The sequence below is a fragment of the Rhodococcus sp. USK13 genome, assembly GCF_018343855.1.
GTDB classification, from domain to species: domain Bacteria; phylum Actinomycetota; class Actinomycetes; order Mycobacteriales; family Mycobacteriaceae; genus Rhodococcus_F; species Rhodococcus_F oxybenzonivorans.
Map to the genome: position 1 here is coordinate 376733 of NZ_CP069241.1, position 26396 is coordinate 403128.

19 protein-coding genes and 4 pseudogenes are annotated in these 26396 nt (G+C 64.0%); 10 read left to right on the forward strand and 13 right to left on the reverse strand.

From position 1 onward, the window contains the following. Nucleotides 1–2382 precede the first annotated feature (2382 nt). On the reverse strand, nucleotides 2383–2862 hold the full coding sequence (locus tag JQT59_RS01730; RefSeq protein ID WP_213571369.1) for a helicase associated domain-containing protein: 480 nt from the start codon (nucleotides 2860–2862) through the stop codon (nucleotides 2383–2385). Nucleotides 2863–3357: 495 nt separating this feature from the next. Between JQT59_RS01730 and JQT59_RS01735 the strand changes: the two genes are divergently transcribed. Beyond that, complete coding sequence (locus JQT59_RS01735; protein ID WP_213571370.1) at nucleotides 3358–3699, forward strand: histone-like nucleoid-structuring protein Lsr2; 342 nt, start codon at nucleotides 3358–3360, stop codon at nucleotides 3697–3699. 71 nt (nucleotides 3700–3770) lie between these two features. On the opposite strand, the gene mihF is transcribed toward JQT59_RS01735, so the two are convergent. Continuing rightward, nucleotides 3771–4088, reverse strand: coding sequence for an integration host factor, actinobacterial type (gene mihF / locus JQT59_RS01740; protein ID WP_109335695.1), 318 nt, complete (start codon nucleotides 4086–4088; stop codon nucleotides 3771–3773). 679 nt (nucleotides 4089–4767) lie between these two features. Between mihF and JQT59_RS38240 the strand changes: the two genes are divergently transcribed. Then, nucleotides 4768–4953, forward strand: coding sequence for a zinc finger domain-containing protein (locus tag JQT59_RS38240; protein WP_502939690.1), 186 nt, complete (start codon nucleotides 4768–4770; stop codon nucleotides 4951–4953). 223 nt (nucleotides 4954–5176) lie between these two features. On the opposite strand, the gene JQT59_RS01745 is transcribed toward JQT59_RS38240, so the two are convergent. Then, a complete protein-coding gene (locus JQT59_RS01745; RefSeq protein WP_213571371.1) occupies nucleotides 5177–5506 on the reverse strand; it encodes a hypothetical protein in 330 nt (109 codons plus the stop codon). 343 nt (nucleotides 5507–5849) lie between these two features. Here JQT59_RS01745 and JQT59_RS01750 point away from each other — a divergent pair, with 343 nt between their 5' ends. Together JQT59_RS01750 and JQT59_RS01755 are read left to right on the forward strand one after the other, a co-directional pair. Further along, nucleotides 5850–6563: an HNH endonuclease family protein gene (locus JQT59_RS01750; RefSeq protein ID WP_213571372.1), complete on the forward strand. Its 714-nt coding sequence runs from the start codon at nucleotides 5850–5852 to the stop codon at nucleotides 6561–6563. Between the two features lie 886 nt (nucleotides 6564–7449). After that, a complete protein-coding gene (locus JQT59_RS01755; RefSeq protein ID WP_213571561.1) occupies nucleotides 7450–9297 on the forward strand; it encodes an RNB domain-containing ribonuclease in 1848 nt (615 codons plus the stop codon). A gap of 504 nt (nucleotides 9298–9801) precedes the next feature. Here JQT59_RS01755 and JQT59_RS01760 read toward each other — a convergent pair. The 4 genes and pseudogenes from JQT59_RS01760 to JQT59_RS01775 form a co-directional block, all read right to left on the reverse strand. Beyond that, nucleotides 9802–10032 (reverse strand): annotated as a pseudogene (locus JQT59_RS01760) (transposase); the annotation flags it as partial. A gap of 49 nt (nucleotides 10033–10081) precedes the next feature. Beyond that, nucleotides 10082–12026, reverse strand: a pseudogene (locus JQT59_RS01765) (tyrosine-type recombinase/integrase). Next, the gene (locus JQT59_RS01770; RefSeq protein WP_213571373.1) at nucleotides 12023–13084 is read right to left on the reverse strand and encodes a tyrosine-type recombinase/integrase; all 1062 of its coding nucleotides are present in this window, start codon (nucleotides 13082–13084) and stop codon (nucleotides 12023–12025) included. Before JQT59_RS01770 ends, JQT59_RS01765 begins: the two are co-directional and overlap by 4 nt. Nucleotides 13085–13198: 114 nt before the next feature. Next, a pseudogene (locus JQT59_RS01775) lies at nucleotides 13199–14215 on the reverse strand (IS256 family transposase); the annotation flags it as partial. A gap of 343 nt (nucleotides 14216–14558) precedes the next feature. Here JQT59_RS01775 and JQT59_RS01780 point away from each other — a divergent pair. Continuing rightward, nucleotides 14559–15227: a PAS and ANTAR domain-containing protein gene (locus JQT59_RS01780; protein ID WP_213571375.1), complete on the forward strand. Its 669-nt coding sequence runs from the start codon at nucleotides 14559–14561 to the stop codon at nucleotides 15225–15227. Between the two features lie 639 nt (nucleotides 15228–15866). On the opposite strand, the gene JQT59_RS01785 is transcribed toward JQT59_RS01780, so the two are convergent. Both JQT59_RS01785 and JQT59_RS01790 read right to left on the reverse strand, forming a co-directional pair. After that, nucleotides 15867–16139 carry a WGxxGxxG family protein gene (locus JQT59_RS01785; protein WP_213571376.1) on the reverse strand — a complete coding sequence of 91 codons (273 nt, stop codon included), beginning with the start codon at nucleotides 16137–16139 and terminating at the stop codon, nucleotides 15867–15869. A 515-nt stretch (nucleotides 16140–16654) separates the two neighbouring features. Next, nucleotides 16655–17017 carry a MerR family transcriptional regulator gene (locus tag JQT59_RS01790; RefSeq protein ID WP_249353656.1) on the reverse strand — a complete coding sequence of 121 codons (363 nt, stop codon included), beginning with the start codon at nucleotides 17015–17017 and terminating at the stop codon, nucleotides 16655–16657. A 558-nt stretch (nucleotides 17018–17575) separates the two neighbouring features. Here JQT59_RS01790 and JQT59_RS01795 point away from each other — a divergent pair. The 4 genes and pseudogenes from JQT59_RS01795 to JQT59_RS37610 all read left to right on the forward strand — a co-directional run bounded on the left by JQT59_RS01795 (nucleotide 17576) and on the right by JQT59_RS37610 (nucleotide 21337). Further along, nucleotides 17576–17779 carry a cold-shock protein gene (locus JQT59_RS01795; RefSeq protein WP_009476254.1) on the forward strand — a complete coding sequence of 68 codons (204 nt, stop codon included), beginning with the start codon at nucleotides 17576–17578 and terminating at the stop codon, nucleotides 17777–17779. A gap of 133 nt (nucleotides 17780–17912) precedes the next feature. Beyond that, nucleotides 17913–18359: a hypothetical protein gene (locus JQT59_RS01800; RefSeq protein WP_213571377.1), complete on the forward strand. Its 447-nt coding sequence runs from the start codon at nucleotides 17913–17915 to the stop codon at nucleotides 18357–18359. A gap of 344 nt (nucleotides 18360–18703) precedes the next feature. Beyond that, entirely contained in the window at nucleotides 18704–20029 is a 1326-nt protein-coding gene (locus JQT59_RS01805) for an SAM-dependent methyltransferase (RefSeq protein ID WP_213571378.1), read from the forward strand. Between the two features lie 419 nt (nucleotides 20030–20448). After that, nucleotides 20449–21337: pseudogene (locus JQT59_RS37610) on the forward strand (IS5 family transposase). On the opposite strand, the gene JQT59_RS01815 reads toward JQT59_RS37610, so the two are convergent. From JQT59_RS01815 to JQT59_RS01830, 4 genes are all read right to left on the reverse strand, one after another. Next, nucleotides 21334–21777, reverse strand: coding sequence for a P-loop nucleotide/nucleoside kinase family protein (locus JQT59_RS01815; protein ID WP_213571563.1), 444 nt, complete (start codon nucleotides 21775–21777; stop codon nucleotides 21334–21336). The pseudogene JQT59_RS37610 and the gene JQT59_RS01815 sit on opposite strands and share 4 nt — an antisense overlap. Before the next feature lie 359 nt (nucleotides 21778–22136). Next, nucleotides 22137–23576 carry a Rep protein gene (locus tag JQT59_RS01820; protein WP_249353611.1) on the reverse strand — a complete coding sequence of 480 codons (1440 nt, stop codon included), beginning with the start codon at nucleotides 23574–23576 and terminating at the stop codon, nucleotides 22137–22139. 377 nt (nucleotides 23577–23953) lie between these two features. Next, on the reverse strand, nucleotides 23954–24271 hold the full coding sequence (locus JQT59_RS01825) for a hypothetical protein (protein ID WP_213571379.1): 318 nt from the start codon (nucleotides 24269–24271) through the stop codon (nucleotides 23954–23956). Next, nucleotides 24268–24645 carry a hypothetical protein gene (locus tag JQT59_RS01830; RefSeq protein ID WP_249353613.1) on the reverse strand — a complete coding sequence of 126 codons (378 nt, stop codon included), beginning with the start codon at nucleotides 24643–24645 and terminating at the stop codon, nucleotides 24268–24270. Before JQT59_RS01830 ends, JQT59_RS01825 begins: the two co-directional genes overlap by 4 nt. A 1165-nt stretch (nucleotides 24646–25810) precedes the next feature. Here JQT59_RS01830 and JQT59_RS01835 point away from each other — a divergent pair. Next, nucleotides 25811–26242, forward strand: coding sequence for a helix-turn-helix transcriptional regulator (locus JQT59_RS01835; protein WP_213571564.1), 432 nt, complete (start codon nucleotides 25811–25813; stop codon nucleotides 26240–26242). Nucleotides 26243–26396 lie beyond the last annotated feature (154 nt).

Sequence of the window (26396 nt, forward strand, 5' to 3'; positions counted from 1 at the left end):
GTATGAAAGGTGGTGTCAAAGGCCGAGTACTAGGTCATGAATGCCCCTCTGCAAGAGGTGATGAATGAGGTGAGAGGCACGATCTCTCACACGGCTGGAGTTATGGGCATCGCACGGGTGGTGCATATGGCCGTATTTAAGGCCGTACGTAAGGCCGCAAATATAACCGCATGTCAGTGTTTTTTTTGAAGTGTTGGAACAAGAGACGGGTGCGGGTTTCAGGGATGGCTATGACGTTGAATTCGTTACGCACGCTAGATGGATGCACGAGCTGCGCAGTCGAAAACGGGGCGGATCGTCATACGAGTCGGCACTACCGGAACCCGAACTAGAGGTCTAACGCTCCCAGTGCCCCTGCGCGCTTAGTGGAGGAGGAGAGGTTGAGGAGTACCGAATCCCTCACGCACAGGAGGAAACCCATGAAATCCCGCGTTCTCGGAATGGGGGAGGGGTCGCATACCCGCGTATGGGCAGATGGTGCGAGCGCTTTCGACAAGAGCGGATCGGCGTGCAAGCGCGCCTTGTGCGCTATCGGGATTCGGCGATCAGGGTCAGATGACTGGCTGTGTGTAAGGCCATATATAAGGCCATACACACGACCATGCGCCACTGAAGTGAAGTGGCGCCTTTTTGCGCCGGCGTACCATCAGAGCGCGCCTGCTCCGGACCGTCCTGCCTCGCTGGGCATTAACTTCGCCCGCTGATCCTTGGTGGAGGCCAATTAAAGTACCCGCAGACTCTTTCGTCACTTGACGAAAGGTCGAAGAGGGCATTCTGCTCGCCAGTGGTCCCAGCGTGGGTGTCAGTCCGGCAGGCTTGGGTGCATCACCGATCGATCTCGCGATGCGTAGCGTCGCTTTGTTAACGCGGTGATGCTGTGATGCACGGTGCATCACCCCGACGCGCAGCTTGGACGTTTGCGTTCGGTGCGAATACCTTGCGGGAGGACGTCTCGCGGTGATGCACGTTGCATCACCGCGGCCAAGCCGCTATGGCGGTACCGCCGTAGAGCGCCGCCGCTTCGGCGGGCACCCTTCAGGTTCGAGGTGCACCCGCTGATGATGTCCGTTTGAGCGATCGGCATGTGCCGGCGCCTCGGGACGAATGTCCTGTGGCGCCAGCGCCTCCCAATTCCTCGAGTGGGTGCCGTCGCCGTGCCGTCCGAAATTGATATACGAACCACCGCGAACTCGCGCGACTGATGTTCTGCGAGTGCCAGCCGGATCGACCGCAGGAATGGATGAGAGGTGCAATGGTTGCGCGCCACGACGCTCAGAGCGGAATGTCTATCCACATACCGTCGCGGATTCTGAGCGCGAGGTTGCGGAAGGAGGGTCGAAGCAGGAGGTCGGAGATTGTCTCCCCGCCTCTGGGTCGATGGGGAGTCTCGATCGATTATGGACACTGTGCATTCGGATGCCCGTGTCCGGCCAGCAATGCGGCAGGTGCTGGTGAACGCGCCTCAGGCTAGCAGGGGGGTCCGGGACCGCCCAGCCGACCGGACGCATCCGATTCGTGTTGGCGACCCGGGGTGAGTCATCGGGACGCGACTACGTGCGTCAAGCCCGCGGGGAGCGTCGTGCTATCGCGCTGTTCAGGCTGTTCTGTGGCACCATCTCGGCGATCGGAGTTGGTTTCGTTTCCAGTTACCCACGTGGCTCAGTGCCGAGACGGCCATCTGCGTGTTCGTGGCGGCGCGGTGTGAGTTCAGATCGGTGAGGCCATGGTCAAGCACGTTCACCTATCGGGCGACCACTCGATCTGCGCCCGTCTGCGGACACTGGCGTTGACTCGAAGTCGTCTACCGTTGGCGGTTCGGTAGTCCAGGTGTGTGGGCGCGGCAGCCGCCGCCAGTTCATTGCGGGGGAATTCATGTGCCAGGTCTTCTCTTTCATCGGCCGTGTTCGTGCGAAACCGGTTCACTCCCGACGTACCGCGTCACTCGCAGGGACGGCAACGTCGAACCTCCGGTTCTGCGCTAAATGCCGCAGTATGGTGGCGTGCCCTCGCTAGCGTGGGCCGTGAAGTGTCTTCTCATTTGATACGACTGGTGCGTGTGTGAGGTCGTTGAATGACTTCGATGGAGTTCGAGTTCCAGATACGGTCGACATTCCCAGAGCGTTCCATGAGGGTGCCGCCGCTGCGCAATACAGTCGTATGTTTCGAATGCTCGTGAGCGTCGCCTCTCCGGTGCTGGTGGCGCTATTTCGTCTGCACCTGGGACCGCCGGACCGCGTGAGTGGTCTTCGAGCGATGGATGCCCGGCCGCGGTGAGAAGGTTCTGTTCGGAAGGTGAGTCAACGTTGAAGCGGCTGGGCTTCTCGTCGTTGATGTGTCCACATTCTCTGTGGATTATCGGTCTCTTTGGTGAATGGGGTGGTGTTACGCCGCGGTCCTTGGTCCACGGGGGCGCGGGCCGGGGGAGACTCCAAGTGCTGCGAGTGGGCCGCGCTCCTCGTCGGGCAGTTGGTCCGCTCGCCACTTCTTCACCGCCCGGTAGAGCCACTGACCTACCTGTTCCCCGTCGTCGTTCACATAGTTCGCGGGAACGAGTGCATCGCCGTGTTGCTCACGGTAGGCAGCAATCTCCGCGAGCATGCGACGCCGCTTGCTGTCGGTACGAGTCACGGCGGGTAGAGGGGCGTCGTCCTCGCTCCACACGAATTCGATTGCATCGAGCTCGCGGATCCGCTGGGCAGGCAGTGTTCCGAGCATCCGAGCGACGCGCTGACGGTACTGCCAACGACCGAGCCTGAATCCACACTCCGTGACGTAGTCTTCGGGTATCGCGGTTCCGGGGTGTTGTTGCCGGAAGGCCGAGTACAGCTCCACTGCTGAGGCTGCGGACCGCTGAGTTCGCATCGAGATCAGCCCTTCTGTGAAAACCCGACATGTCAAGTAGTTAGTCTCTGCTTCGATTATGTCAATCGCTTTGAGCGCGTGTCACGCATGACCCGGCAATCTGGTCGAGGGATTCGTCGCAGCGATCGGCATTCGGCTCGTCGGCAGTTGCAAGATCGCCACAAATCGTATGAGAAAGATGCCTGTAGACATGGACGGCTTCGACGCTGAGCGGACGCGTAGTTGCGATGGGGGGATAGCTGGTTTCGGCCTGGCTACCGGCAGTGTTGATGGGTACCTGAGATGAGCGTCGGAATGGGTTCTTTTGTTGGGGCTGCTCGGTGGATTTTGAGCCCGAAGGGGCGCTGCCGTGACCGCGTGTCTCGGGTGGATGCCCGCAAATACCGCAGCGAAACGTACTCGCTGCAATGGCGATCCGATAGATTTGTCGGATTCGCAGATACGCCTTACTTCGCAGTAGTGTTCGCCGGGAATCGACGATGAAGGAGTGGAACTGTGGCGCGCAAAATTGTTGTCGAACGTCTCGACGACATCGACGGGACGCCGATCAAGAATGGCAAGGGTGAAACCATTGCGTTCTCCGTTAACGGTGTCGACTACGAAACTGATCTGAAGGCCAAGAACGCCAAGGAGTTCCACAGCACTCTCAACTACTACATCGAGCATGCAACTCGCGTTGGTGGGCGGAAGCGTCGGTCGACTCCGGTAGTGGCTCCATCGAATGGGCGAAAGCGGGCAAAGGACATTCGGGAGTGGGCAACGGCCCAGGGGTATGAAGTGTCCTCGCGGGGACGAATCCCTGCCCAGCTCGAGGATGCGTACAACGCAGCGCACTGATACTTGTGCGGTACTCGGCCACAGCCTCCAGCCGAGGTATTCGGATTTGGCTGGAGGCTGCGGTTGTGCGATCAGGAAGCTGTGGAAGCTTCGATTAGTGCTTGGCGCTGGTTCGCTCCGAGTCCGCCGATCCGGCGGGTCTCGGCGATCGACAGTTCCTCGAGAAGTTTCGCGGCCTTCACTGATCCGACACCGGGAAGTGCCTTCAGCAATGCCGACACCTTCGTCTTCTTCACGATTTCGTCCGTTTCAGCCTTGGCGAGTACCGCGGCCACGGTGAGCTCTCCAGCCTTCACGGCTGAGAGGAGTTCGCTACGCGCTTTGCGGGCTTCGGTTGCCTTAGCCAGCGCGTCGGCGCGTTGTTCTGCAGTTAATACAGGTAATGCCATGTGGTGCTCCTTGCTGCATCGCTCAGCCAGTTCGTCTGGCTGCTGTTCGCCATAGTGCCAGGTGGGCCGGACATGCGTGGGTAGTGATCGGCTTGAGTCGTACAGTTCGGTGGTCGATTCGGGTGTCGGAGGGCGTTGCTGGGTCGGGAGAGTGAATGGCCATGAAGGAATTTCGCTCCCGAGTGGGAGTGAGATGCGCAGAAAGTCATCACGCACTGTGGGCGGGATTAAGTTGGTTGAAAGGCGTTGCGCCGTTGACTGTGTACTTGTTCGCGCGTACGTGAGCCGGGCGGGCGCCGCGTAGCTTGGTGTTGACTGACTTGGGCTTTGCGGCCGAGACGCTGTAAAACGGCGGGCACCTACTATTCGGGTGCTATCGAGACGCTGACGCAGGGTGTCTCTGCTCGTTGGTCAGCGGCGAGTCGATGCTGCACTCACTCACCTCCGGCCGGAAGATCTCGGAGGGATAGTTCGTGGGTACGTTGGCGCGGCCGTGTGGTTTTCGTGGAGGGCGATTCGTGGTGGCCGCGGTCGAGCGGCTTCGTGTGCGATGTGGCGGTCGGATGCGCCCGGCATGGATACCCGACGGTGCGGGGTGGTGTGTACATGGTGGGTACGGCATGATTCGCGATATCAGGTGTCGGTGCGGGTGATCAGGTGGCGTCGGTGGAGGTGAGTGATGGACCCATTCGAGTTCGTTGGTCACATTCCGTGCCCGCATTGTCGTGTGGGCGTGGGGGAGCGCTGTGTCACGAAAGACGGCTATGAACGGAAGATTCCGTGTCTGTATCGTGTGAAGCTCGCGAAATGGCCTGACGCAGAGCAACGACCGGATGTTCCGCCTGATTCTTCGTCAGACCACTGAGAATTAGTGTCGGCGACCGTGTGCTCGTGATTGGGCGGATAGTCCGGCCGCCGTCGGCGGCGAAGCGCTCGGTGGACTATCCGGCTGGGTTGAGCAATTCTCAAGCGGGCGGTGGGTGGATGCGTCTCCTCGCTGCACCGCGTTCCCGGCGCCGACCAACCCATCCGGTCACATCGCTGCTGGCGGGCGGAGCGACTGTGCGATCTGATGCGGAGTGCTGGGTTCATCTGCCCCGGTCCGGGTCGCGGGGTGTGATTGCCGTTGCGGGGCACCATTGCGTGACCGTCAAAGAGCCGAGTTTGTTGCCGGTAGGAATGGTGAATGTACAGGCACCTAGCCAGGCCCCGCGGGATGTGCGCGCCCACGCGTGCAGCACGCCGGGAACCTGGACGTCGAGATTGAGTCCGTCGGCGCGGACTCGCAACGGGAGGTCGTGAGCGAGGCGTCCGCCGCCGTGCGAGATCGCGGTAGCCAGGTCGACAGTAACCGGCCGGGGTGGGTCTACGGTGCGCCATGGCTTGGGGTCGTGTACTGCCTGCCAGCGCTCGAACATGTGTTCGATTATCCGCCGCGGTGACGCTTTTTCCGCCATCCGGGAGCCGATTTCTGTGTCCGAGGTCAGATGCGTGTTGAAGAAACGGCGGAGCAGCGATGCAGGTGTGAGTCCATTGGGGAACCTGGGGTGTTGTCGTGCAAAGTGCGTTGTTCGGATAACGGAAGGTTGGGCGGACATCTGCTCCACGATATTGGTCAGCGGCCGGCTGACTGAGTGGGCTCAACGTGAGGGTCGAGGTGATCAGGCCGCGCATTCCCGCGCACTGGTGGCCAGGGTTGTCGGAGGAGCACGTCATACTTGTGTGCCACTTCAGTCCCAGAGGTAACAGGAGAACTGCCACATGCGTCGTCGTCCCCGGTCCGCTCTTCTCGCTCTCGGCGCAGTCACCGTGCTCGGCTTGACCGGTTGCTCTGCCGTCGCTGATGCGAACCCTGGAACCGGATCGCTTGGGGACGCACCGACCGCCCCGTCGGTAGGGTTTGACGCGGCGCCGGCGTTGGCGAAGCTCGATACCCTGGCGGTCAAGGGCCGCGCCCCGAAGACCGGCTACACCCGTGAGCAGTTCGGCCCGTCGTGGTCCGACGACAACGGTGTCGAGGGCGGCCACAACGGCTGCGACACCCGCAACGACATCCTGCGCCGCGACCTCGTCGAGATCACCTACAAGCCCAGCACCCGCGACTGCGTCGTCGCGACCGGCACACTGCACGACCCCTACACCGCCACCACGATCGCCTTTGTCCGCGGGCAGGACACCTCCACCGCGGTGCAGATCGATCACGTCGTCGCCCTGTCCGATGCGTGGCAGAAGGGCGCCCAGCAACTGAGCCCGGAGCAGCGCCGCGACCTGGCCAACGACCCACGGAACCTGCAAGCTGTGGACGGCCCCACGAACTCGAAGAAATCCGATTCCGACGCCGCATCCTGGTTGCCGCCGAACAAGAGCTACCGATGCACCTACGTCTCCCGGCAGATCGACGTCAAAGCCCTCTACCGGCTGTGGGTGACCCAGGCGGAGAAGGACGCAATGAGTCAGGTTCTGCACTCCTGCTGAGACGTAGACGTCATCGCACCAAAGGGTGGATGCAGTTACCGCAGCTCGGCAGCTCCTCATTGGTCACCCGAGTACGGTCTACCCCGCACGGACTTTTTCCACGGCGGGGGACGAAGTCACCACTCAGGGGTCAAATCGGTTTACTTGACGGTGCTCCACCAGCGAATTTGCGTGCAGGGCAATTTTCTGCGGGTGTTCCCGCACCGAGTTGACGGCCTGATCGACGATCCGCGGTGCGCCGGCAGATCGAAGAGGTAGAGGGGGACTGGAACGGTGTGCCTCGCTTAGTCCCTCGCATCGTGTGAGATCTGCCCACGAACTGTCATCGCTGACTCCTCCTCACGGACGAAGTTTCCCACCCTTGCGGCTATGGACTCGCTCAGTGAAGGAAGTTCGATGTCGGAGTGCGCTGTGGCATTCCGGGCCGTGCAGGCCGATTGAACCGATGGTGGCCACGTGAACGCTCACCGAATGCACGGCGCGCCTTCCCTCACGGTATCGAGCCGGGTGTTAGATCGAATCTACTGTTGTGAGCGAGGTGGTTGACTTGTTCATGTTGGCGGGCACGTCGATACACGCGGGAGGACGCTCCGGTACGAAAGGTTTTCTGGCCGGTGCGCGTCATGCCGGTCGACACCGGGTATTTCCTGGGCCAGGAGACCAGGCACGGCACTGGAGACGTGCCGTCAACCAGGACTGCCGGGACGGAAGAGTCTCGACGAGATTTGACCGGCACAGCCGCACGCCAGCCGGATCGGTGGGCGTGTCGAAGGAAAGTGGTGATCGACACTGATGTCCATCGCTGGTACTGATGGTTCCTGGTGCAGTGTCGCTGCCGATTTCTTCTCGAGGAGGCGCAGTGTCCGATAGTGGTGTGCCGTTGTTGATGGTGGATCGGTCCGAGGCTCTCGACCGCGATGATGCGTTCGCGGTAACCGAACTTGCCGACGGTTCGGGGTGGAAGCTGGAGGTACACATCGCTGGCGTCGCGGACGTGGTCGCCCTAGGATCCGCCACCGATGCGACGGCTTTCCTGCGCCGAGAATCGAAGTATCTGCCCCGCCGGACGGTACCGATGCTCGGCCGTGACACCGAGCAAGCGGCAACGTTGACCGAGGCAGCGGCCAGATCCACACTGTGCGTCCAGGCTGATCTGTCCGCGGACGGGATTGTCTCCGGGGTGAGTGTCGATCGCGGGCGGGTGCCGGCCGGCCGGTGCGTCGGGATCGATCACGCACAGATCTCTGAAATACTCGGATCAATCGACGACCCGCTACACAGATGCGTGAAAGCCGCGAATGACGCCGCGCAGGTACTACTCCAGGGGCGTCGCAGGTCCGGTGCCTTCGCGCTCTACGACCTCACGCATGGCTGGGGCTCCACCGAGGAAGGGGGAATCGCACCGATTCCATCCGACGTGCGGACGGTTGGGTATGTGATCGTGCAGGAGATGATGATCGCAGCCAACGAGGCGATCGCCATGTGGTGTGTGCAGGAGGATCTCCCGGTCCTGTTTCGCAATCACCGCAGCGCGGTGACGGCGGGCAGCACCGAGGACCTTGCAGCGGAGGTGGCGGTGGCGATGACCGATCCGGTGCTGTTCGAGAAGCTGCGTTCGCGTCTGCAGTCGTCGTTTCGGGCGGCCACCTACGCCCCGACGGTGCACGGCCATCACGGGCTTCGGTTGGCGGCCTACACGCACGCGACGTCGCCGCTACGCAGGGTGTCGGACCTGATCACCCAGCGGGTGATCTTTGCCCACCTCGACTCCGCGCCTGCCCCGTACACGACCGAACAACTCGGCAACCTCGCCGCCGATATCAACCGGCGTATCGCCTTGGACCGGGAAGAGAAGGCAGCACACTTCAAGGCACTCGATCGGAAGGTGACCGCGCAGGTCGTCGCCGCCGGCGAACTCGAGAGTCTCGACTCGAAGCGGTGGGCGAAGGTGCTGGCGGCTGCGGCCGCACGTGACCCGATCGATGAGGTGGTCACCGAGCTGCGCCGCCGAATGAAGGCTGACGAGGTAACGGTCACCACGATCGTGACGTTGCTCGATGCGGGGGAGGGTTGGGCTGCCATCCGTTCCGAGGTCTTCGATTGGGCAGCGCAGTCGCATCCGGAATTCGGGCCGAGTGTGGTGTCGATGTGGCTACAAGCCCATCCCAATCTTCCTAGACCCGAGGTCGACGGTGATCACCGTGGGCCCTCGCACACACCGGTATTCGCGGCCCGCCTCCGGGTGGGCGACGTCTGCGGACCATGGGCAACCGCGGGAAGTAAGAAGCGAGCCGAGCAGGACGCAGCGTGGGGCCTCGCCCAGGCCGTCGCGGCAGGGGAGAGCCATCCGGAGACGCACTCCCCGCTGCGGGACGATCCGCACGCAGTTCCCCCGAGCACCACGCACGCAGGGATACGGGCGCGGCCAGCACCAGCGAGCGACAGAGACCCGGACTCGGATTCCCGGCAGGCGTCAAAAAAGCGGGAACGAGCGCACAAGAACCCGATCGCGTGGGTACTGAGCCATGCCGAACACCACGGGCATCCCTCCGCGCAGTGGTCAGTGTCGGTGGACGGCGCCGCCCACGCACCGGTGTTCACATGCGAAGTCCGATACCAGGACCACACGGCAACGGGCCGCGGAACAACAAAGTCCCTCGCGAAAACTGCTGCGGCAGCTGATCTTATCGATTCGATTCTCGACGAGGCGTCGCCGCTCGTTAAACACCCGTAGATCGTCCTGACTCACCCGTCTGCGGTTCCGTTCGAACGTACGATGCGCCGCCCGTAGCCAGGAAGCCACGGGGCCCATGTCCACAGGTTCGATCGTCACCGGAGCAGTATCCGGGTGCTCCGACATCCTGCGCAGCTAAACACGCTCACGTCGACATTTCCGGGATTGGCTGCGATAACTGAATTCTCGTCGCCGAAGTGCGCACAAACCATGAGTGACACGGTACAAAAGGCGGAAGGGTCCTCTTCGCCGGAATCGTTGTAGGTTCCGCAAAGCGGTGCCACTTTCCAAATTTCATGTCACTCGCGTGTCACTTTCCAGGTTTCGTGTCACTCGGGTGATGGAAGTTCGCGGTCGTGGACAAACCCGGGGGCGACGGCGCATGGGTTTGTTCTCCTGTTGTCTGTGTGACTGGTGTGCATGTACGTATTGTGTGCACCGCCGACACGGGTCAAGTCCCGTGAGGTGGTGTACGACATCGTCGCGTGAGTCTTCGTCGGGTGGTTATGCGGTCAGTGCCCCTTGAGTCACCTCCTGAGTGGATTCGGTGGCGGTGCCGTCGGGGTGGACACCGCGGGAGCGGGCCAGCACGTCGAGCCCGAGATAGCGGCGGCCTTCGATCCACTCGTCATGCTGCTCGGCGAGTACCGCGCCGACGAGCCGGATCAGGGCGGTGCGATCGGGGAAGATCCCGACCACGTCGGTTCTGCGCCGGATCTCCTTGTTGAGCCGTTCCTTTAACCGGCCCTCGCGTGTGGGTCAACCCAGGTTTGCCTGTTTGGGTTCAGCAGTCGAGGCGGTGCAGGTGGTCGGTGAGTGCGTCTGCGACGCGGTGGTGGCGGGCGGCTTCGTCCGGCCAGCCGCGGTCGCGGGCGTCGGTTTCGAGGGCCTGGATGTCGGTGCGTTGTGCCTCGAGCGCGCCGCGGAATTCCGGTCCGGTGACGAAGTTGTCGCAGGTTTCGCAGATGTTGGCGTAGGGGCAGGCGCCGGCCGCTTCGTGGCGGGAGCAGTAGCCGTGGGCGAGGCGGGTTTTGAGCATCTCGCTGCCGAGCCAGCTGACGGTGTCGGGGACGATCGGCTTGCCGACCGGGGTGAGGGTGAACCGGCGGCGCATCTTGCCCATGGCCTGGTCGTAGGCGTCGCGCAGCGTCGGCGATGCGAGGGTGGCGTAGCGCAGGGTCATCTGTGGAGTGACGTGCCCGAGCAGCGCCATCAACGCTTGCAGACTCATACCGGCGTTGGCGAGTTCAGTTGCCCAAGTGTGGCGTAGCTGATGCGGGGTCACCACCAACGGTGCGCCGCCGGTCCCGCGCAGCCCGCAGGACTCGACGGCGGCGAGTAGCCCGTTACGCAGCCGGGTCTGGCCGAGGCGGCGGCCGTGCGCGACGAACAGAAAATCGGTCAACGCTCCGGTGCGCGGATGCGGCAGTGGTCGGCAGACGCCGCGTTGGGTGCTCCACTCGTCCAATGCCGCGATCGTGGTGGCCGAGAGCGGGACCATGCGTTCGGTGGCGAGTTTGCCCAGCGGCACCTTCAGCCAGGTGCCGGCCGGGCAGTAGTCGATGACGCTGCCGAGTTCGAGATCGAGCAGTTCCCCGACCCGCAACCCCGCCCCGCGGAGCACTGTCAACCCGATGCGGGCGAACGGATCCTCCAATCCGGCAACGGCGTTCATCACCGCGCCGTCGACGTCGGGAGGCAGTGCGCGGGGCAACGGTTGATCAAGTTCGGGGACGTCGGCGGCGAAGACCAGCCGGCGCGATGGCGCCTGCTCCCAGCCCCATTCGGTGAGATCGTCGAGTAGGTTGAGCAGGCTCAGCACCGTCGATTGGATCACGGCCATCGAGATGGTGCGTCCGGCGCCGGCGGCGGCGCGTTGGCCACGCCAGCTGCGGGTGCGGTTCCAGGCGAGGAAGCCCTCGATGTGACTGCGGTCCAGCCCGTCGAGGGACGTGACCTCGGGGTGCTGTGTGGTGAGGTAGTCGGCGAACGGCAGCAGATCGTTGATCAGTGATTCGACGGATTTCGGGCGAAGCACGGCGGCTCGGACGGTGACATACCGCAACAACGTCTCGCGGATCGCGTCGGCCATCGGAACGTCGGCGAACCGTTGGGCGTAGCTGCGGGCCCAGACGCGGCGCCGTGGTGGAATATCGACGATGCGGGCCTGAAAACAGCACCTGCCGCAGACCCGCGATCCGATTGCGGTAGGCCCGGCGCGACGACGGCGGAATAGCCTGTGTTGCAGCCAATGCGGCGTCGAAATCGTCGACGGTGTCATTGGTGATGCCGCTGACGAGTCCGCCATGCCAGGCGAGCAGCACCGCCAGGCACTCGCCGAGGACGGTCTCGACCCACGACGGTGCCCAGCCCAAGGCCAGTCCGGCGGTCCGGGCCGCGGCGAACCCGTCCGGGTCGCGGGCCTCGATGGCACTCCCGAGTCCGGTGAGGTTCTTGACCGCGGCGAACTCGAGGTCCAGTCGCAGCTCGTCTCGACCGATGAGGTGACACAACAGCGGCCACGCCCCGGTGCAGCGGAGTTCGGTGAGCCGGTCCGAGGCCGGCTGGTCCACCCATTCCCGCAGATCCGGATGCGCGACCAGAAAGGCGGTCGCGATGCGGGTGCGGCCGCGGACGGCTCGTCCGCCCAGGCCGAGGGTGGCGACGTGGTCGAGGTAGTCGGCCAGCACCGTATCCGGGTCGACCACGGTCGGGCATGCGGTGGTCATCGCCGTGCCCCGGCGAGACTGGCCCGGGCGGCGCCGTATTCGGCGGCGAGCTGCTCGATGGACAGGTACACGTATCCGGCGGTGGTCTCCGGCCACACGTGCCCCATCAACTCCCGTAGCACCATCAAATCGATTCCTGCGGAAGCGAGTTCGGTGCCGTAGGTGTGCCGAAGCCGGTGCGGACGCACCCGACCGGCGCCGGACAGGTCCCGGTGCCGCCGGAACAACGACCGCAACCCGGCCTCGGTCACCGGCGCCCCCACGGTGGGCCCGCGCAGCACCACGAAACACTCCGGTGTGACCAACCCCGGTGGCCGCTCGAGGCGCAGATAGGCCGACAGCTCGGTGAAGAACACCGCATCGACCGGCACCACACGCTCCTTCGAACCCTTGCCGAGCACCCGCAGCCGCCGTCGACCGAAATCCACCTCCGCCAACCGAAGCGATCGCACCTCGGCGCTGCGCAGACCGCCGAGCAGCATCGCCCACACCATCGCCCGATCCCGATGGGTGCGCAGCGACGACACGAACACGTCCACCGCGTCGGCGTCGAGCGATTCGGGCAGCAACCGCGGCTGCCGTACGAGTCGGCCTCCGGCTCGGGGCCGGCCGGGCCCGAGATGCCCGAGTAAACCCCGCCCCGGCGGCCGGAGTCCTTGCCCGCGCCGGGGTGAGGGCACCGGATTGTCGGCGCGCACCCCGGTCATCACCAGGTACTCGAACAACGCCCGCACCGCCGCGACCCGCCGGTTGATCGTCGACGCCGCCGCCGCACGCTGCCGGCCGCGCCTCGGCGTTGCGCTGGGTCGGGGATCACGGCGCACACCCTGCCAGTCGATCCACTCGAACACGGTCACCGGCGTCACCGCCGCCAATCCGAGATCGCGGTCGAGCAGGAACCGCGCCAGGTTCAGCACATCGAACGCATACGCCCGCACCGTCGCCGTGCTGAACGCCCGTCCGGCCAGATGTTTGAGGAACGCGTTCGCCGCCGCGCATCCCTCCCACTCGCCGTCGATGACACAGCCGCCGTCGCTAGTGCGCACCCGAACGGTCATCGCCTCTGCCCCTCTCCGATCGAGTCGACACCGTCAGCATGCGCCCCATCCGGCGGTCGGCCCCGGATCTCACGCCGCGGACGGAATCGTGTCTCCCGAGAGCCGGTTAACCGATCGGGGATTGTTCGACCAGATCTGACGCCAGATCTGCTTCGGGAAGCCGGTGAACGCGAGCAGATCCGGGCGAGCCGCGTCGAGATGGTCGGCGACCTTCGGAAGCTTCTCCGACAAGGCGTCGATCACTCGATCATATTGAGCATGAACGGAATCGGCGTCCGGCTGGTCGTAAACGGAGTGCAGGAGCGCACGCACCCAGGGCCACGAATTCTTCGGTGTCTGGGACATGAGATTGGTCGAATAGTGCGTTCGGCAGCGTTGCCAAGCGGCCCCGGGCAGGGTCGCGCCGATCGCCGACACGAGGCCGGCGTGCGCGTCGGACGTCACCAACCGCACTCCGGACAGCCCGCGGGCGACCAGCGACCGGAAGAACGCCAACCAACCGGCACCGTCCTCGGCGGAGGTCACCTCGATTCCCAAGATCTCGCGGTAGCCCTCGGCGTTTACCCCGACCGCCACCAGGGCGTGCACGTTCACCACCCGACCGTTCTCGCGGACCTTCAGGACCAGGGCGTCGGCGGCGACGAACGTGTACGGTCCGGCATCCAAAGGTCGGCTGCGGAACGCCTCGACCTGGGCGTCGAGGTCCTTAGCCATCACGGACACCTGCGACTTGGACAGGCTGGTGATGCCGAGGGAATCGACGAGCTTCTCCATCCGGCGAGTGGAGACGCCGAGCAGGTAACAGGTGGCCACCACCGAGGTCAGTGCCTTCTCGGCGCGTTTGCGGCGCTGCAGCAACCAGTCCGGGAAATACGAACCGGAGCGCAGCTTGGGGATCGCGACGTCGAGTGTGCCGGCACGGGTGTCGAAGTCGCGGTGCCGATAGCCATTCCGGCTGTTGATGCGGTCGTCGGAGCGTTCACCGAAACCGGCACCGCACAGGCTGTCGGCCTCGGCGCCCATGAGCGCGTCGATGAACGTGGACAGCAGGCTGCGCAGCAGGTCGGGGCTGGCGTCGGTGAGGCGGTCGGTCAGGAACTGGTGCAGATCGATATCGTGGGCAGTGGTCATCGCGTGGTCCTTCATCGAGTGACTTTGGTCGGTCTCTCGAAGAGTCACGCGATGGCCGCCTTCATTGGGCTACGACACGCCGGTCAGATCCGAATCCGGTCGGTACACCATCTTTATGGACGCAACCCCGACACGGGCGGTGGCGCGCCAAGTCGCACTCCGCACTCATGTGTTCCGCGAGGCGCTAGTTGCGCGCGGGGTGCCCGATCCGCCAGCGACGCAGAAACCCTGCACTTCATGCACGGTTGTAGGGCATTTCCGGGGCACGTCTTGTGTTCGGCATACTGTGGCGGTGGCGACCCGAGGCGAGGATGGTTTGAGCGCGGAGGGCAGTGGGTCAGGTGTGAACAGTGATGAGCTTCTTGTCTCGACTGCGCCCCCGCAGGGCGGGAGTTTTCGGTTCTACCTCGACGGCGAGCGATGGGTATGGTCCGACCCTGTCGCCCGGATGCACGGCTACCAACCGGGTGAGATAACTCCCACCACCGAACTTTTGCTTTCCCACAAGCATCCAGACGACAAAGCGCAGGTCGCGGCGCTCTTCGACAAGATGATCCACGCCGGTGAGCCGTTCAGCAGCAAGCACCGCATCATCGACACCGACAGCCGCATCCACCACGTCATCGTGGTCGGCGATCGCCTGCTCGACGAGAACGACCAGGTCATCGGCACGTACGGGTATTACATCGACGTCACCGAATCATTGGAGGCCGACCCCCGCGCATTCAACGAGGCGCTCACCGAGGCCGTCGCCGAATTCGGCAAATCGCGGGCAGTGATCGAGCAGGCCAAGGGTGCCCTCATGCTCGTGTACGGCATCTCTTCCGAACGCGCGTTCGGCATTCTCACCTGGCGCTCACAGCAGACCAATACCAAACTCCGCACCCTTGCCGAACGCTTCGTCGCCGCCCTCACCGAGACGACCTTCCCCGAGTCGTTTCGCGCCCGGTTCGACCACCTACTCCTGACCGCACACGAGCACCCCGACACCCCGCCGAGGGAACGGGCCTGACCGCGCCCCCACGTGAACGAGATGAGGGCGTCGGCGAAGGTCTCCCGCCCGCATGGTGAGGTCGCCTTGTTAGGTGTGGTGAGCGGCCGCCCCCTCTGCGACATCTCTCGGCGAGAGACGCCGGCACCGTCCGCCGCGCCGAGTGCCCCGAAGCTGACAGGGCGGTACGTCGCGTCTACGTACCGCCCGACGTGGCGCGGGAGGTCGAGGATGAACTCTCCACTGAACCCGCGGCACAGGCTTAACCCGCGACCGCGCCGAGGACGTCGACAACCCCCGGTCGAGCGCCTCACCCTAATCTCGGCCACACACGGAGAGGATGCGGTCCGGCGCACACCGGGGGTAGTTCGCACGAGTGCCGGGCGGCATAGCGGTCACCGGCAACTTCCCGCAACAGCCAGACCCTCCGGCCGGCCGGCCCCTTCAGCCGGAGGGTCACCACACCTCGACCTGATTCTCCCGCGGATGAAATGCGGTGCAGTCGTGTCCTTCTCGACAAGCAAGTCGAGTCGGAAGATGCCGGTAGCGTTCGAGATTCGGCTACTGACGCGAGCGTTCGCAACCCTGGACGCGAGGGTATTCGGTTGGCTCAGGCGATGCCCCGGCCGTGAGGCCGGGGCATCGCGTGACAGTCACATTTCAGGGGCGGCGTGTCGGGTCGGTGCCGACGTTGGTGCGCACGGTCGGGTCGTTTCGACGCTTGAGTCCGGCGAGACCCAGCAGGCCCGCGAGGCCCAGGAGCCCCCATAGCCCGGTCTTGTCGCTGCCTTCGCTGTCACTGTGCTCGTTCTGCGCTTGCTGCGCCACGTCAGAGGCGCTGGGTGCGGCTTCGGGAGCGGTGGCATGGGCTACGCCGACACCACCGAAGGTGATCGCGGTAGCAGCAATGGTGGCGACAATGGTCTTGCGCATCGCGTCTCCTGTTGGTTCGGATGTAGCGAAAGCCTCGGTCCGGCTTCGCGGACCATCGCTGGAGTTCCCTGTACCCGAAGCATGTTCCGCGAAACACCAGCGTGTGTGCACATCGATGCGTACTGCCACCCCCGACGCTGCCGATCGGTAGGCCCGTGTTGGTCGACGAGGCACGGTGACGGTGTGCCGCCCGTCTGTTGCACTCACATCAGGGCTTTCCTGACGCCCCACGAAGCGACCGACCCGGGCCCCACCAGGTGCCGGCGGCTTCTCACGTCGTGACCTCGATGTATCGGTCCGCTGTCCGGGATCGAGCCCATTCATTTCACCGACCCCGAACATGGACCGGTCCTTCACCGGCAGTGTCGGACGCGGCCCGCTGGGGTACCACGTTCTTTAGACGTGCCCGGTATTCCGGAGTACCGGTCGTGTCCAGGCCGCGTCGGTTCAGCCAAGAGCCGGCCTGGCCGCCCTGCCGCATGGTGGCAGGTGTTCGGCAAGGGTCGGTGGGTGGTTCAGCCGGGTGTGGGGCCGGACCCGTCCATCGACGGGCGGTGGGTGTGCTGGAGTTCGGTGTTGATGCGGCGGGCCTCGGCGAGTTGGTCTTCGAGGATGATGATGCGGCACGCGGACTCGAGGGCGGTGCCCTGGTCGATCAGTTCGCGGGCGCGGGCGGCGAGTCGGAGCTGGTATCGGGAGTAGCGGCGATGGCCGCCCTCCGAGCGTCCGGGGGTGAGCAGCTTCGCGTTGTCGAGGCTGCGGAGGAAGGCTTGTGTTACGCCGAGGATCTCGGCGGCGCGGCCCATGCTGTAGGCGGGGTAGTCCTCGTCATCGAGCTTGTCCCCGGCAGGGCTGCGGCCGGGGGAATCTTCCGGAATGGGATAACACCTTTCACACGGACAGGGCCCCCGGCGCCGTGAGGCACCGGGGACCGGAGCGGTTTTCACTTTCCAATTTCCTGCACTTTTCCGGCGGCCGGGCTCATCGTGCTGCTCGACTGCCGGCCGGAGGTGCCGGGGCCTCACACACTCACATCAACGCTTTCCCCGTCACGCCCGTCTTGCGGTACTGCTCTGCGGGTAGTTCATTCTCTCCCGCACCTCGTGAACCTCTTCCTTGCAACGACAGGAACTCTACAACAGCGAATCCTCAATGTCTACAGTCGCCACTATAGAAATTTTGGAGTCGGTCGACCACCTTTCAGCTCGAAGACGCGCGGGGGCTCCGTCGACACCACCGGCAGTCCCTCGGTGGATCGGTTCTCGTTGACGGTGAAGGTGGCAGAGTCGAGAGTCGCAGTAGGTGTTGAGCAGTCTGTCCGCTTTCCTCGGTTCGGGTGCGGTCGTCCGGAACCGTTCTTTGGGTGGCAGGATCAGCGGTATCGAGATCGGGGACTCGATGTGGGTTCCCGGATCGAGGTTGTAGGGAGTATCGGCATGGCGCAGGGCATTGTGAAGTGGTTCAACGGTGAGAAGGGCTTCGGTTTCATCGCACCCGACGACGGTACTCCGGACGTCTTCGTGCATTACTCGGAAATCTCGGGCAGCGGGTTTAAGTCGCTCGACGAAAATCAGCGGGTGGAGTTCGAGGTCGGACAGGGGCAGAAGGGCCCACAGGCCACGAATGTGCGGCCTGTCTAACACAGGCTGAGGGACCGCACCCGGTGGGTGCGGTCGCTCATTCGAGGCCGCGCGAGACTTCCAGAAGTACTAACAGCACCTCATTGATTACTGCTAGCTCGAGCACCTCGTCAGCCGACAGAGGAGAACGCCCATGCGCGCCTTCGTCCATCTGGTCCTGTTCGCGTGCGCCATCGCGGTTGCGGTCGGCGCGTTCCTACCGATACTCGGGGAGACACAGCCGAGTGATGTCGCGTTGGTCGATCTGCGCGATGGTTTCCCCACCGGAATCACTTTCGAGCAGGTCGAGAATCAGGCCGTGGTGTTGCACAAGTCGATGACTGCGCTGCTGCTGCTGGCCGCGGTTCTGCTGCTGGCCGCCGCACTGGTCGGTTCGCGCGCGGCCGGGTGGCTCGGTGTGATCGTGGGGATTGGCACCACCGCGGTGTTCCTGTGGCGGCTCGATGATCGCGTCGGCGACGTTGTCCGTGACAACTACGACGACTTGATCAGCGACCGCTGGGGGTTGTACCTCGCCGGTGGCGGCCTGATAGTCGCGTTGCTCGTACTGCTGGTGCCGAAGGAACGAGCGACGGCGTGAGGCCGGGGCGTTCGACGGTGTGGACCGGCCGCCGGCGGTGACCGACCATAGGGTCGAGCGATAGTTCCAGCGATCATGATCGACGTGTTCGGGTCGTTCGAGTAGACACTGAGGATCCGGTTTGGGCGGCCCATTCGATGAGGGTGAGTCGGCGTTCGCGAGACTGGGTTACCCCGAGCGTAATTCGGTGTGATGATCTGCGGTGATGGGGGTTCCACCGATATCGTCGACGAGGTGCGTTTACGGGAAGTTGGTGTGGTTGACGGGGCTTGCGCGTCACGGCGAGCGACGTGAACTGAGCAGCCGCGGTGGTGGTCGGGCCCAAACTTTCGTTGGAGGTGTGTATGACGGTCGCTGACACGGTGGCGCCGCTGGTTCGCGCGGTGCTGGGGGCGCAGGTCCCGGTAGGGATCAGGTGTTGGGACGGTAGTCGCAGTGGGCCTTCGGACGCGCCGTGGCAGGTGCACATCGTCAATCGGCGTGGTTTGCGGCGGTTGCTGTGGGCGCCGAACGACCTCGGTTTCGCTCGGGCCTACGTGTCCGGCGACATCGACGTCGAGGGAGACCTTCTCGCCGGATTGGAGGTGTTGGAGCAGGTGTCGGATCCGAGTCGGGGACCGGGTGTGCGGATCGACAGGCAAACGAAGAAGGCACTGGTGACAGCGGCGCTGCGCCTGGGGATCATCGGGCTGCCACCGAAGCCGCCGGCGGAGGAGATGAAACTGGCGCGCGGCGGGCGCCGGCACGACAGGGGTCGTGACGCTGCCGCGATCAGTCATCACTACGACGTCGGCAACGACTTCTATCGACTTGTGCTCGGTGAGTCGATGACCTACTCGTGTGCGTACTGGGCGCAGCAGAGTGAGGATTTGGGTGCGGCCCAGTACGCCAAATGTGATCTGGTGGCGCGCAAGCTCGGCCTGACCGCGGGGATGCGGGTACTCGACGTCGGCTGTGGGTGGGGGACCTTTGCACTGCACGCGGCACGTCACTACGGCGTGCACGTCGTCGGTGTCACTCTGTCCCAGGAGCAGGCGGACTATGCCCGCAAACGGATGGTCGACGAGGGCGTGGGAGAGTTGGTGGAGATTCGAGTTCAGGACTACCGCGACGTCACAGACGGTCCCTACGATGCGATCTCGAGCATCGGCATGGCTGAGCATGTCGGTGCCGCGATGCTCGCGACCTACGCCGCGGACCTGTTCGCGCTGCTACGCCCTCGGGGGCGGTTGCTCAACCATGCGATCTCGCGGCGACCACGCAAACCTGCTGCCAAATTTTCGAAGACGTCGTTCATCGATCGCTATGTGTTCCCCGACGGAGAAATCGAACCGATCGCGGCGATGATCGAGGCGCTCGAGGGGGCCGGTTTCGAGGTGCGTGACGTCGAGGCGTTGCGCGAGCACTACGCGCTGACCCTGCGGGCCTGGGTGGGGAACCTGGAGGCGAACTGGGACGAGGCGGTGGCCTGTAGCAGCGCCGGGCGGGCACGAGTGTGGCGGCTGTACATGGCCGGCGCGGCGTTGGCTTTTGCGGCGAACCGGCTCGGGGTCAACCAGGTTTTGGCAGTCAAATGCGCCGAACGGGGGCAGAGCGGCATGCCCGGTACTCGTGCCGAACTTGTGCAGCCATCCGCACCGATACCGTCTCCGCCGGGTCTCGAACTGTGAAGACCGTTGGGGAGTACCTCTTCGACCGATGATGGTCGGCGCTCGTATTGTTCGGTATCAGACGGGGCTTGCCGGTTCCTTCGGCCGAGCAGCCGAAACGAACGTCGGTGGGCTGAACACCGGCGTTAGCTCTGCTGGAGGGGTTCTCGGGTGTTTCGCAATGAGCGATGGTCGGCTGCCGTCGGCGCGGAGCACGACCCATGGATGCGCTGAACCGGTACCTGACCGAGAAGGTCACCGCGATCGGGGTTGCGCATTCGCGATCACGTTCGAAGGCCGCATCACCGGCGATGATAGTCAAAACCGGTGCGCGACAACGAATATCTGATTATTTAGTCACTGGCCATGAAAAGTTAACGCCGGCGGCTAGGGCATGTTGATCAAGAGGTCTGGGCTCGTGGTCGGCGAGTCTCGATGGTGTGACCCGTCAGGAGATCTCGAATGAGGTTTGGGCGTTCTTGAGCCGTTGATGCCGGTGCCGGTGGGGCGTTCGCGACCGTGGACGGATCATCGTCTCGCAGTCGAGGGCATGGCCTGGAAGTACCGCACGGGTGCGACCTGGCGGGATGTGCCAGAGCGGTTCGGGAAGTGGAACTCGATCTACAAGCGCTTCGCGCACTGGGCAGAGGACGGCACCGGGGAGAAGTTTCTCGCCGAGGTGCAGAAGCAGGCCGACGCGGCCGGGAAGCTCGACTGGGTGGTGTCGATCGACTCGACCATCGCGCGCGTGCATCAGCACGGTGCGACCCTCGGCCGCGACACAGGGGGCTCCGCCGAATCACAAGAATTTGTGGGAGGAGCCGCCTGATCACGGGATCGGCCGCTCCCGGGGCGGGTTGACGAGCAAGGTTCATCTCGTCTGCGACGGCCGCGGGCGTCCGTTGAGCTGGGTGATCACCGGCGGGAACATCAACGACACGACGATGATGGCTGCCACGCTCGATCAGATCCGGGTGCCGCGTCCGGTTGGCCGGCCGCGACAGCGTCCCGATCGTGATCGCGGACAAGGGCTACCCGTCGAAAAAGAACCGTGCTTGGCTGCGGGATAGGAAAATCGCCGCGGCGATCCCCGAACGCGATGACCAGATCGGGCACCGCCGGAAGAAGCCGGGCAGACCGATCGAGTTCGGCGACGAGCAGAAGGAGCGGTACAAGGGCCGAAACGTCGTCGAGCGGTGCTTCAACAAGATCGAGCAATGGCGAGGCATTGCGATGCGCTCAGCCAAGACCGCCCGCGCCTACCGTGCCGCGATCACCCTCGCCGCCACGCTGATCTGGATCAAGACCGACTTGACTCACGCGGCCTAGCGGACCACCTCGAGCGGTCCCTCCTCGGGCGTCGGCGGCTCGAACCTCTCGAAGTATTCAGTCGCCGTCTGCTCGGTGAGCGGCCAATCGTCCGCCCACCTGCCGTATCGGTCACCGACTCGGTTCAGGATGGTCTCGAGACTCGTCGCGATGTAAACAGTCTCCGGCACGATGCCCTGGGGTGCGAGCAGTGCGCGGAACTCATCGCGTTGTCGCCGGAACCAGAATCCGAAGTCGAGCACGACATCGTTCCCCGCCGCGACATGGCGCAGCAAGCGCGCCTTCAGGTCCGCTGCCACCTCGGCGACCACTTCGGCGGAGGGCATCGTCGTGATTCCGCGATCCCAGAACTCCACCTCGAATGACAAACGCGTCCAGCCCTCGCGCTCGAGCCGCTTGGCGTAGGTGGTCTTTCCGGCACCACCTGGCCCGCACATCATCACGACGCGGGATCCTAGGATCTTGTTCACTGACACCGGGCCGAGGTTACGCTCCGCCACTGATGTTGAGACTCACAACGCTTCGCTCATCGCTGGTCCGGATCGGATCGGATTTGATCAATCCGCCCGAGGTCGCTGTCCCCGCTGGTGGCCAAATGAAAGTGCCCATCCCGTGCTCGTCGTGTCGATCAGGAACTTATGGGGTGAGCGGTGACGGCGAAGGTGCCAGCGGCACACCCAGTCCACCCGGGGAGTCACCTTGAAGTCCGCGAAGGACCGTATGAACAAGATCTCCTTCTATCGAGGAGTCGGGTCGTACACGGGGCCAGCTGCGCTCTGCGGAACCACCCACAACACCGTCAAACGAATCGTCGGGCGATTTGAAACCGGCCAGGTCGGTGACTCACCGGATGCGGATCATTCTTGTATGGTCGTGCGTTCGCGGTGGCGATCCGCTCGACTGTGAGATGAGTGTCCTCGTACCCGGATCGAACATTGACTGACCCATTTTGGGCTTGGCGCAGGACGCGGCGGATCTGTGCGAGTGCAGCATGCCGCTGCTCGGCGGTTGCCTGCACGGCATTGCGGTGCGTGATAGCGGTCCGGCGGGCATGTTGTTCGCGGCGCAGTGTGGCGTTGACGGTGGCGCGGAGTTGGCTGGGGGAGGGTCCCGTCCAGTTGATGTGGGTCAGTCGCCAGAGGAGGAGGGCGACCGGCGAGTTGATGTGGTCTCTGGTGGGCCAGGTCCACCCGCGTTCTCGGGTGTCGCGGTCGAGGGTGTGTGCGATGTCGTGGCCGGTCCAGTGTGTGGTGTCGATGCCAGCGGTTTGGATGGCGTCGCAGATGTGTCCGATGTGCCGGTGATGGGTGAGTGCGGGTGAGGAGGCGATGAGTGTGGCGGATGCTCGTTGGAGGTGGAGTGGTCGGGGTTGTGGGGTGGGTGCGTTGTGCCGCGCGTGTGCGCGTTGGTGAGTACTTCGTGACGAAAGATCATGGGAAGGAACGTAAGCACTGGGGGATAGGGTGTCAGCGTCGGTGGCCTGGGGATGAGTTGTGGTGGCCGTGGGGGTGGGTCGTTGGGTTCGAGTGCGGTGGCGTGTCAGGCGTCGTTTGGGGCGGGCGCGGTGTTGGCGCGATAGTGGTTGTGGGCGTGGGGGAGTGGATTCGACGACGTTTCTGGGGGAGCTGAGTGCCCAGACGGAGGCTGCTTGGTGTTGTTGGCCGCCGTGGTGGAGTTCGGCTGCCATGTATTCGTGGGTGCGGAGTGTTCGGCCGCGTTCGAGTTCGACGCCCATGTGAAGTTGCTTGAGGACGCGGCGGGCGCGGTTGACGACGGAGAGCGAGACTCCGGCGTGGTGTGCGATGAGTCGCCGGGATGCGGTGACCCCGCGTCCGGTGGCCGAATCCGCGAATCGGGCGTGGGCTGTGGCGACGGCGATCAGGCGTTCGACGCTGATGCTGTGTGTGGTGAGTGCGGTCCGGCCGGTGGTGGTGTGGGTGATGTGGTGGCGGAGCTGGCGGAGCCATTCGGTGCGGCTGGTCCAGACGGGGATGGTGGCTTCGCGTCCTGGCGTGGTGGGGAGGGTGAAGGATTGGCCGCGTTGCCCGGTGTCGTGGTTGTACTGGTGGAGCAGGTTGATGGCTTGGGTGGCGGCGTGGACCGAGGCTTCCCAGGTGTCGACTTCTACCGACTGCGGAACGCTCGTATCGACGTGTGTCGATGACGTGGCGGGGGTAGGCGGAACGAGCTGTGTTGATGCTGATTCAGCACATGCGTTAGCATCAGACGTACCTGTCACAGGTAAGTCCCTTCGGGGAATGCAGAACGAGCGCCGAAAGGTCTGTACTTTCGTCACTCACCTCAGAGAATGTGACGGCCCGGCAAGGCCTTCACCCTCTCGGTTGTGGAGGATCGGCAAGTCCTCCACAACGAAATGCCGCGGAGCGGTTCCTGAATGCGAAACCACCCCCACCAAGGGGGTTTTCGTGTTTCTGAGGTCTGCGCATTGTTATTTGCGTTTCGGGGTCGCGCGGTTGCTACTCGGCCAAGGGCATCGCCTTACTGTGGGCACGTGTGGGTGCCGATCCACTACGGCTGCCACCGCGAACAGTGGAGGTTCGCGTGGGTCCGCTGTAAGGGATCAGAGAAACGTGGTTGGGGCTGCAGCCAAACTTGTTACGCCGACCGCGGCACCGACGTCACACCAAGCAACAGGCGCGCCGCGGCGGCGACCTCACGGATCTGCTCGACGGTCGCGGTTTCAGGATCGGATGCGACAAGGTCGACAACGTCGACCAGCGCATCGCATGATCCCGGACCGAGACGAGACCCGGCAGGCGTGAGCCGGACTGGACCATGCGTGTCGACGAGATTCGCGACGGACATCACGGTCGACGTGCCCGTGTCGGCGACGAGTAGTCCACAGATGACGCCGTCCATCACGATGAGCTCCCACGTCCGCCCGTGGCGGTCGGTGGCGGTGACACCCGTCATGCGACCGCCCCCCTCGTCGCGGGGTAAGGCAGGCGTGTGTTCCACGCCTCGATAGCCGCGGCGATGCACATCTCGGCGACAGCGCCCGGTTTCGCGGCGAGGTGCGCCCAGAAGGCGGCAGCGACAGCCTCCGCACCACTGAACTGATGACCGCCCAGGTAGTCGTAGGCGTCGACGGCGGAATCGGCGACCGCAGACCAAGCGTAGATGGCCGCTGACTGAGCGCGGCCGGCGCCGATCACAGCGAGCCGCTCCATCGCATCCCAACGGGCAGCGACGGAGTCGACCGTTCCGGTCGGAGTGTCGCGGCACAACTTGGCGACGGTGTATCCCACGGGCGTGGAGAAGCCTGGAACGGTGGCGATACCCCACACCGGGTGAGCGTAAAGATCGGCTAGCCATCCCCAACGCAGGGAAGCGGGCCCTTCGGTCCCAGGGCACTCGATCTCACCGGTCGCCATGAGAAGGACGCGGTCGGAAAGCCGGATCATGCCGCCGACCCCCGTTCGACTACTCGTTGCCGCTCGCCACGGTTGTAGTACATCCGAAACTCACGATCGGTGGCGATCAACGTACCGACGTGACGATCTCCAACACCCGCCTGCATGACGGAACGCGGACGATCCCCACCGGCCGCCATCGTCACCGTATCCGCGCAGCAAGTCTCGAATCGCGGGCGCTGCACGCACACATACTGCGCATCGAACATGACCCCATAAGGCCTCTCTCCTACCTCCCACGGCGCAATCACGACGCCCACCGCGCTGGCGCCGACACCCTCTGCGCTGCAAAGAGAGTAGGGACCGGCAAGGGCCGCTTCTGGTCGCGAAGACGGATGCCGTCCCGCGTTCGCACCCACGCCGACAGCGCTGAAATTTTGATCGGCTCGCCGTCGCGGTCATAAGCCACCGCGGCCCACACCATCGATCGCGCCGGGCCGACCTGCGCCTGCTCCTCGCAACTCGCAAAGAACGGGCAACTCTTGCAGGCGTCAATCGCGGCCAAGAGCTGACCCGTGCTCGCGACGTCAGTGTCCCACCCGCGGGGATTTTGCGCGCACGGAAGTCGGCCATCGGTGACCTGTGGCCCGTCGACGCGATCAGCAAGGCTTGTGCTGATCCGACGGAAGAAAGCCTCTTCGTGCGCTGCGCGGTACACCGCGCACCGCTCTGTACCTGTAACGCATCCGCACGCCGAGTCGTGGGCACGAATGAATCGTCGAAGTTGAGCATTTGTCCAACTCAACACCTCAGTCTCGTCGACACTTCCGTCGACGTCGCCTATCGTTTGCATTGGCAGATCTCCATTCTGCTAGCTGAAGAAATACGCTGACCAGGGCGGCAACCCTGTTCGGTTCAGGCCCCCGTCCGGCGGTAACCGGGCGGGGGTTCTTCTGTTAGATCACCGACCCTTCTTGGTTGGCGGAGTCATATTTGATCTATTTCCGTGAAACAAAACTGTGTACTGAAGTGATCGTAAGGGGGATAGTGCAAGGTGTCCAGGAGTGATGGACGGAGTGTTTCGGTGAGCCGACGGGTGATGCGCGGATTCGATCCTTCTCGGCTCAAGGCACTTCGTGAGCGCTTCGGCCTGAGTCGGCCCGAGCTCGCTCGCGTAGCGGGTATCGGGCACGCGACCCTCTATCAGTGGGAGACGGGAGCAACGTCGCCACAGGTAGACCTCCTCAAGCGGGTCGCCGACGCCCTTGGCGCGGCGATCAGCGATATCGTCATAGTTCCGGAGGCTGAGCGGCTCCCAGGCGACTGGCGAGTTCTCGCGGGTTTGCTGCAGCCGCAACTCGGAAAACTGGCTGAGGTCAGCACCACGACGGTGGCTCAGGTCGAGCGTGGGCAGGCGGCGTTGACGGACGACAATGCTCGGAAACTCTCGGCGGCTCTGGGTGTGTCTGAAAGTGTCTACCGCGCCGCATACGAGCGCGCGCGGAATCGGCCTGCTGGCACCCCGGCGTGACACTACGCAACCGATCGCTGCGGCGGTTCGGCGTGTTCGCTCTGTATGAATGATGTGTAGGTCGGCGTAAATTCGCCCTCTACCACTGCTTATTCCAGAATCTGGCCACATCACATTCTTTCCGATGGTGACGTCCGTCTTAGAACGGAGATCA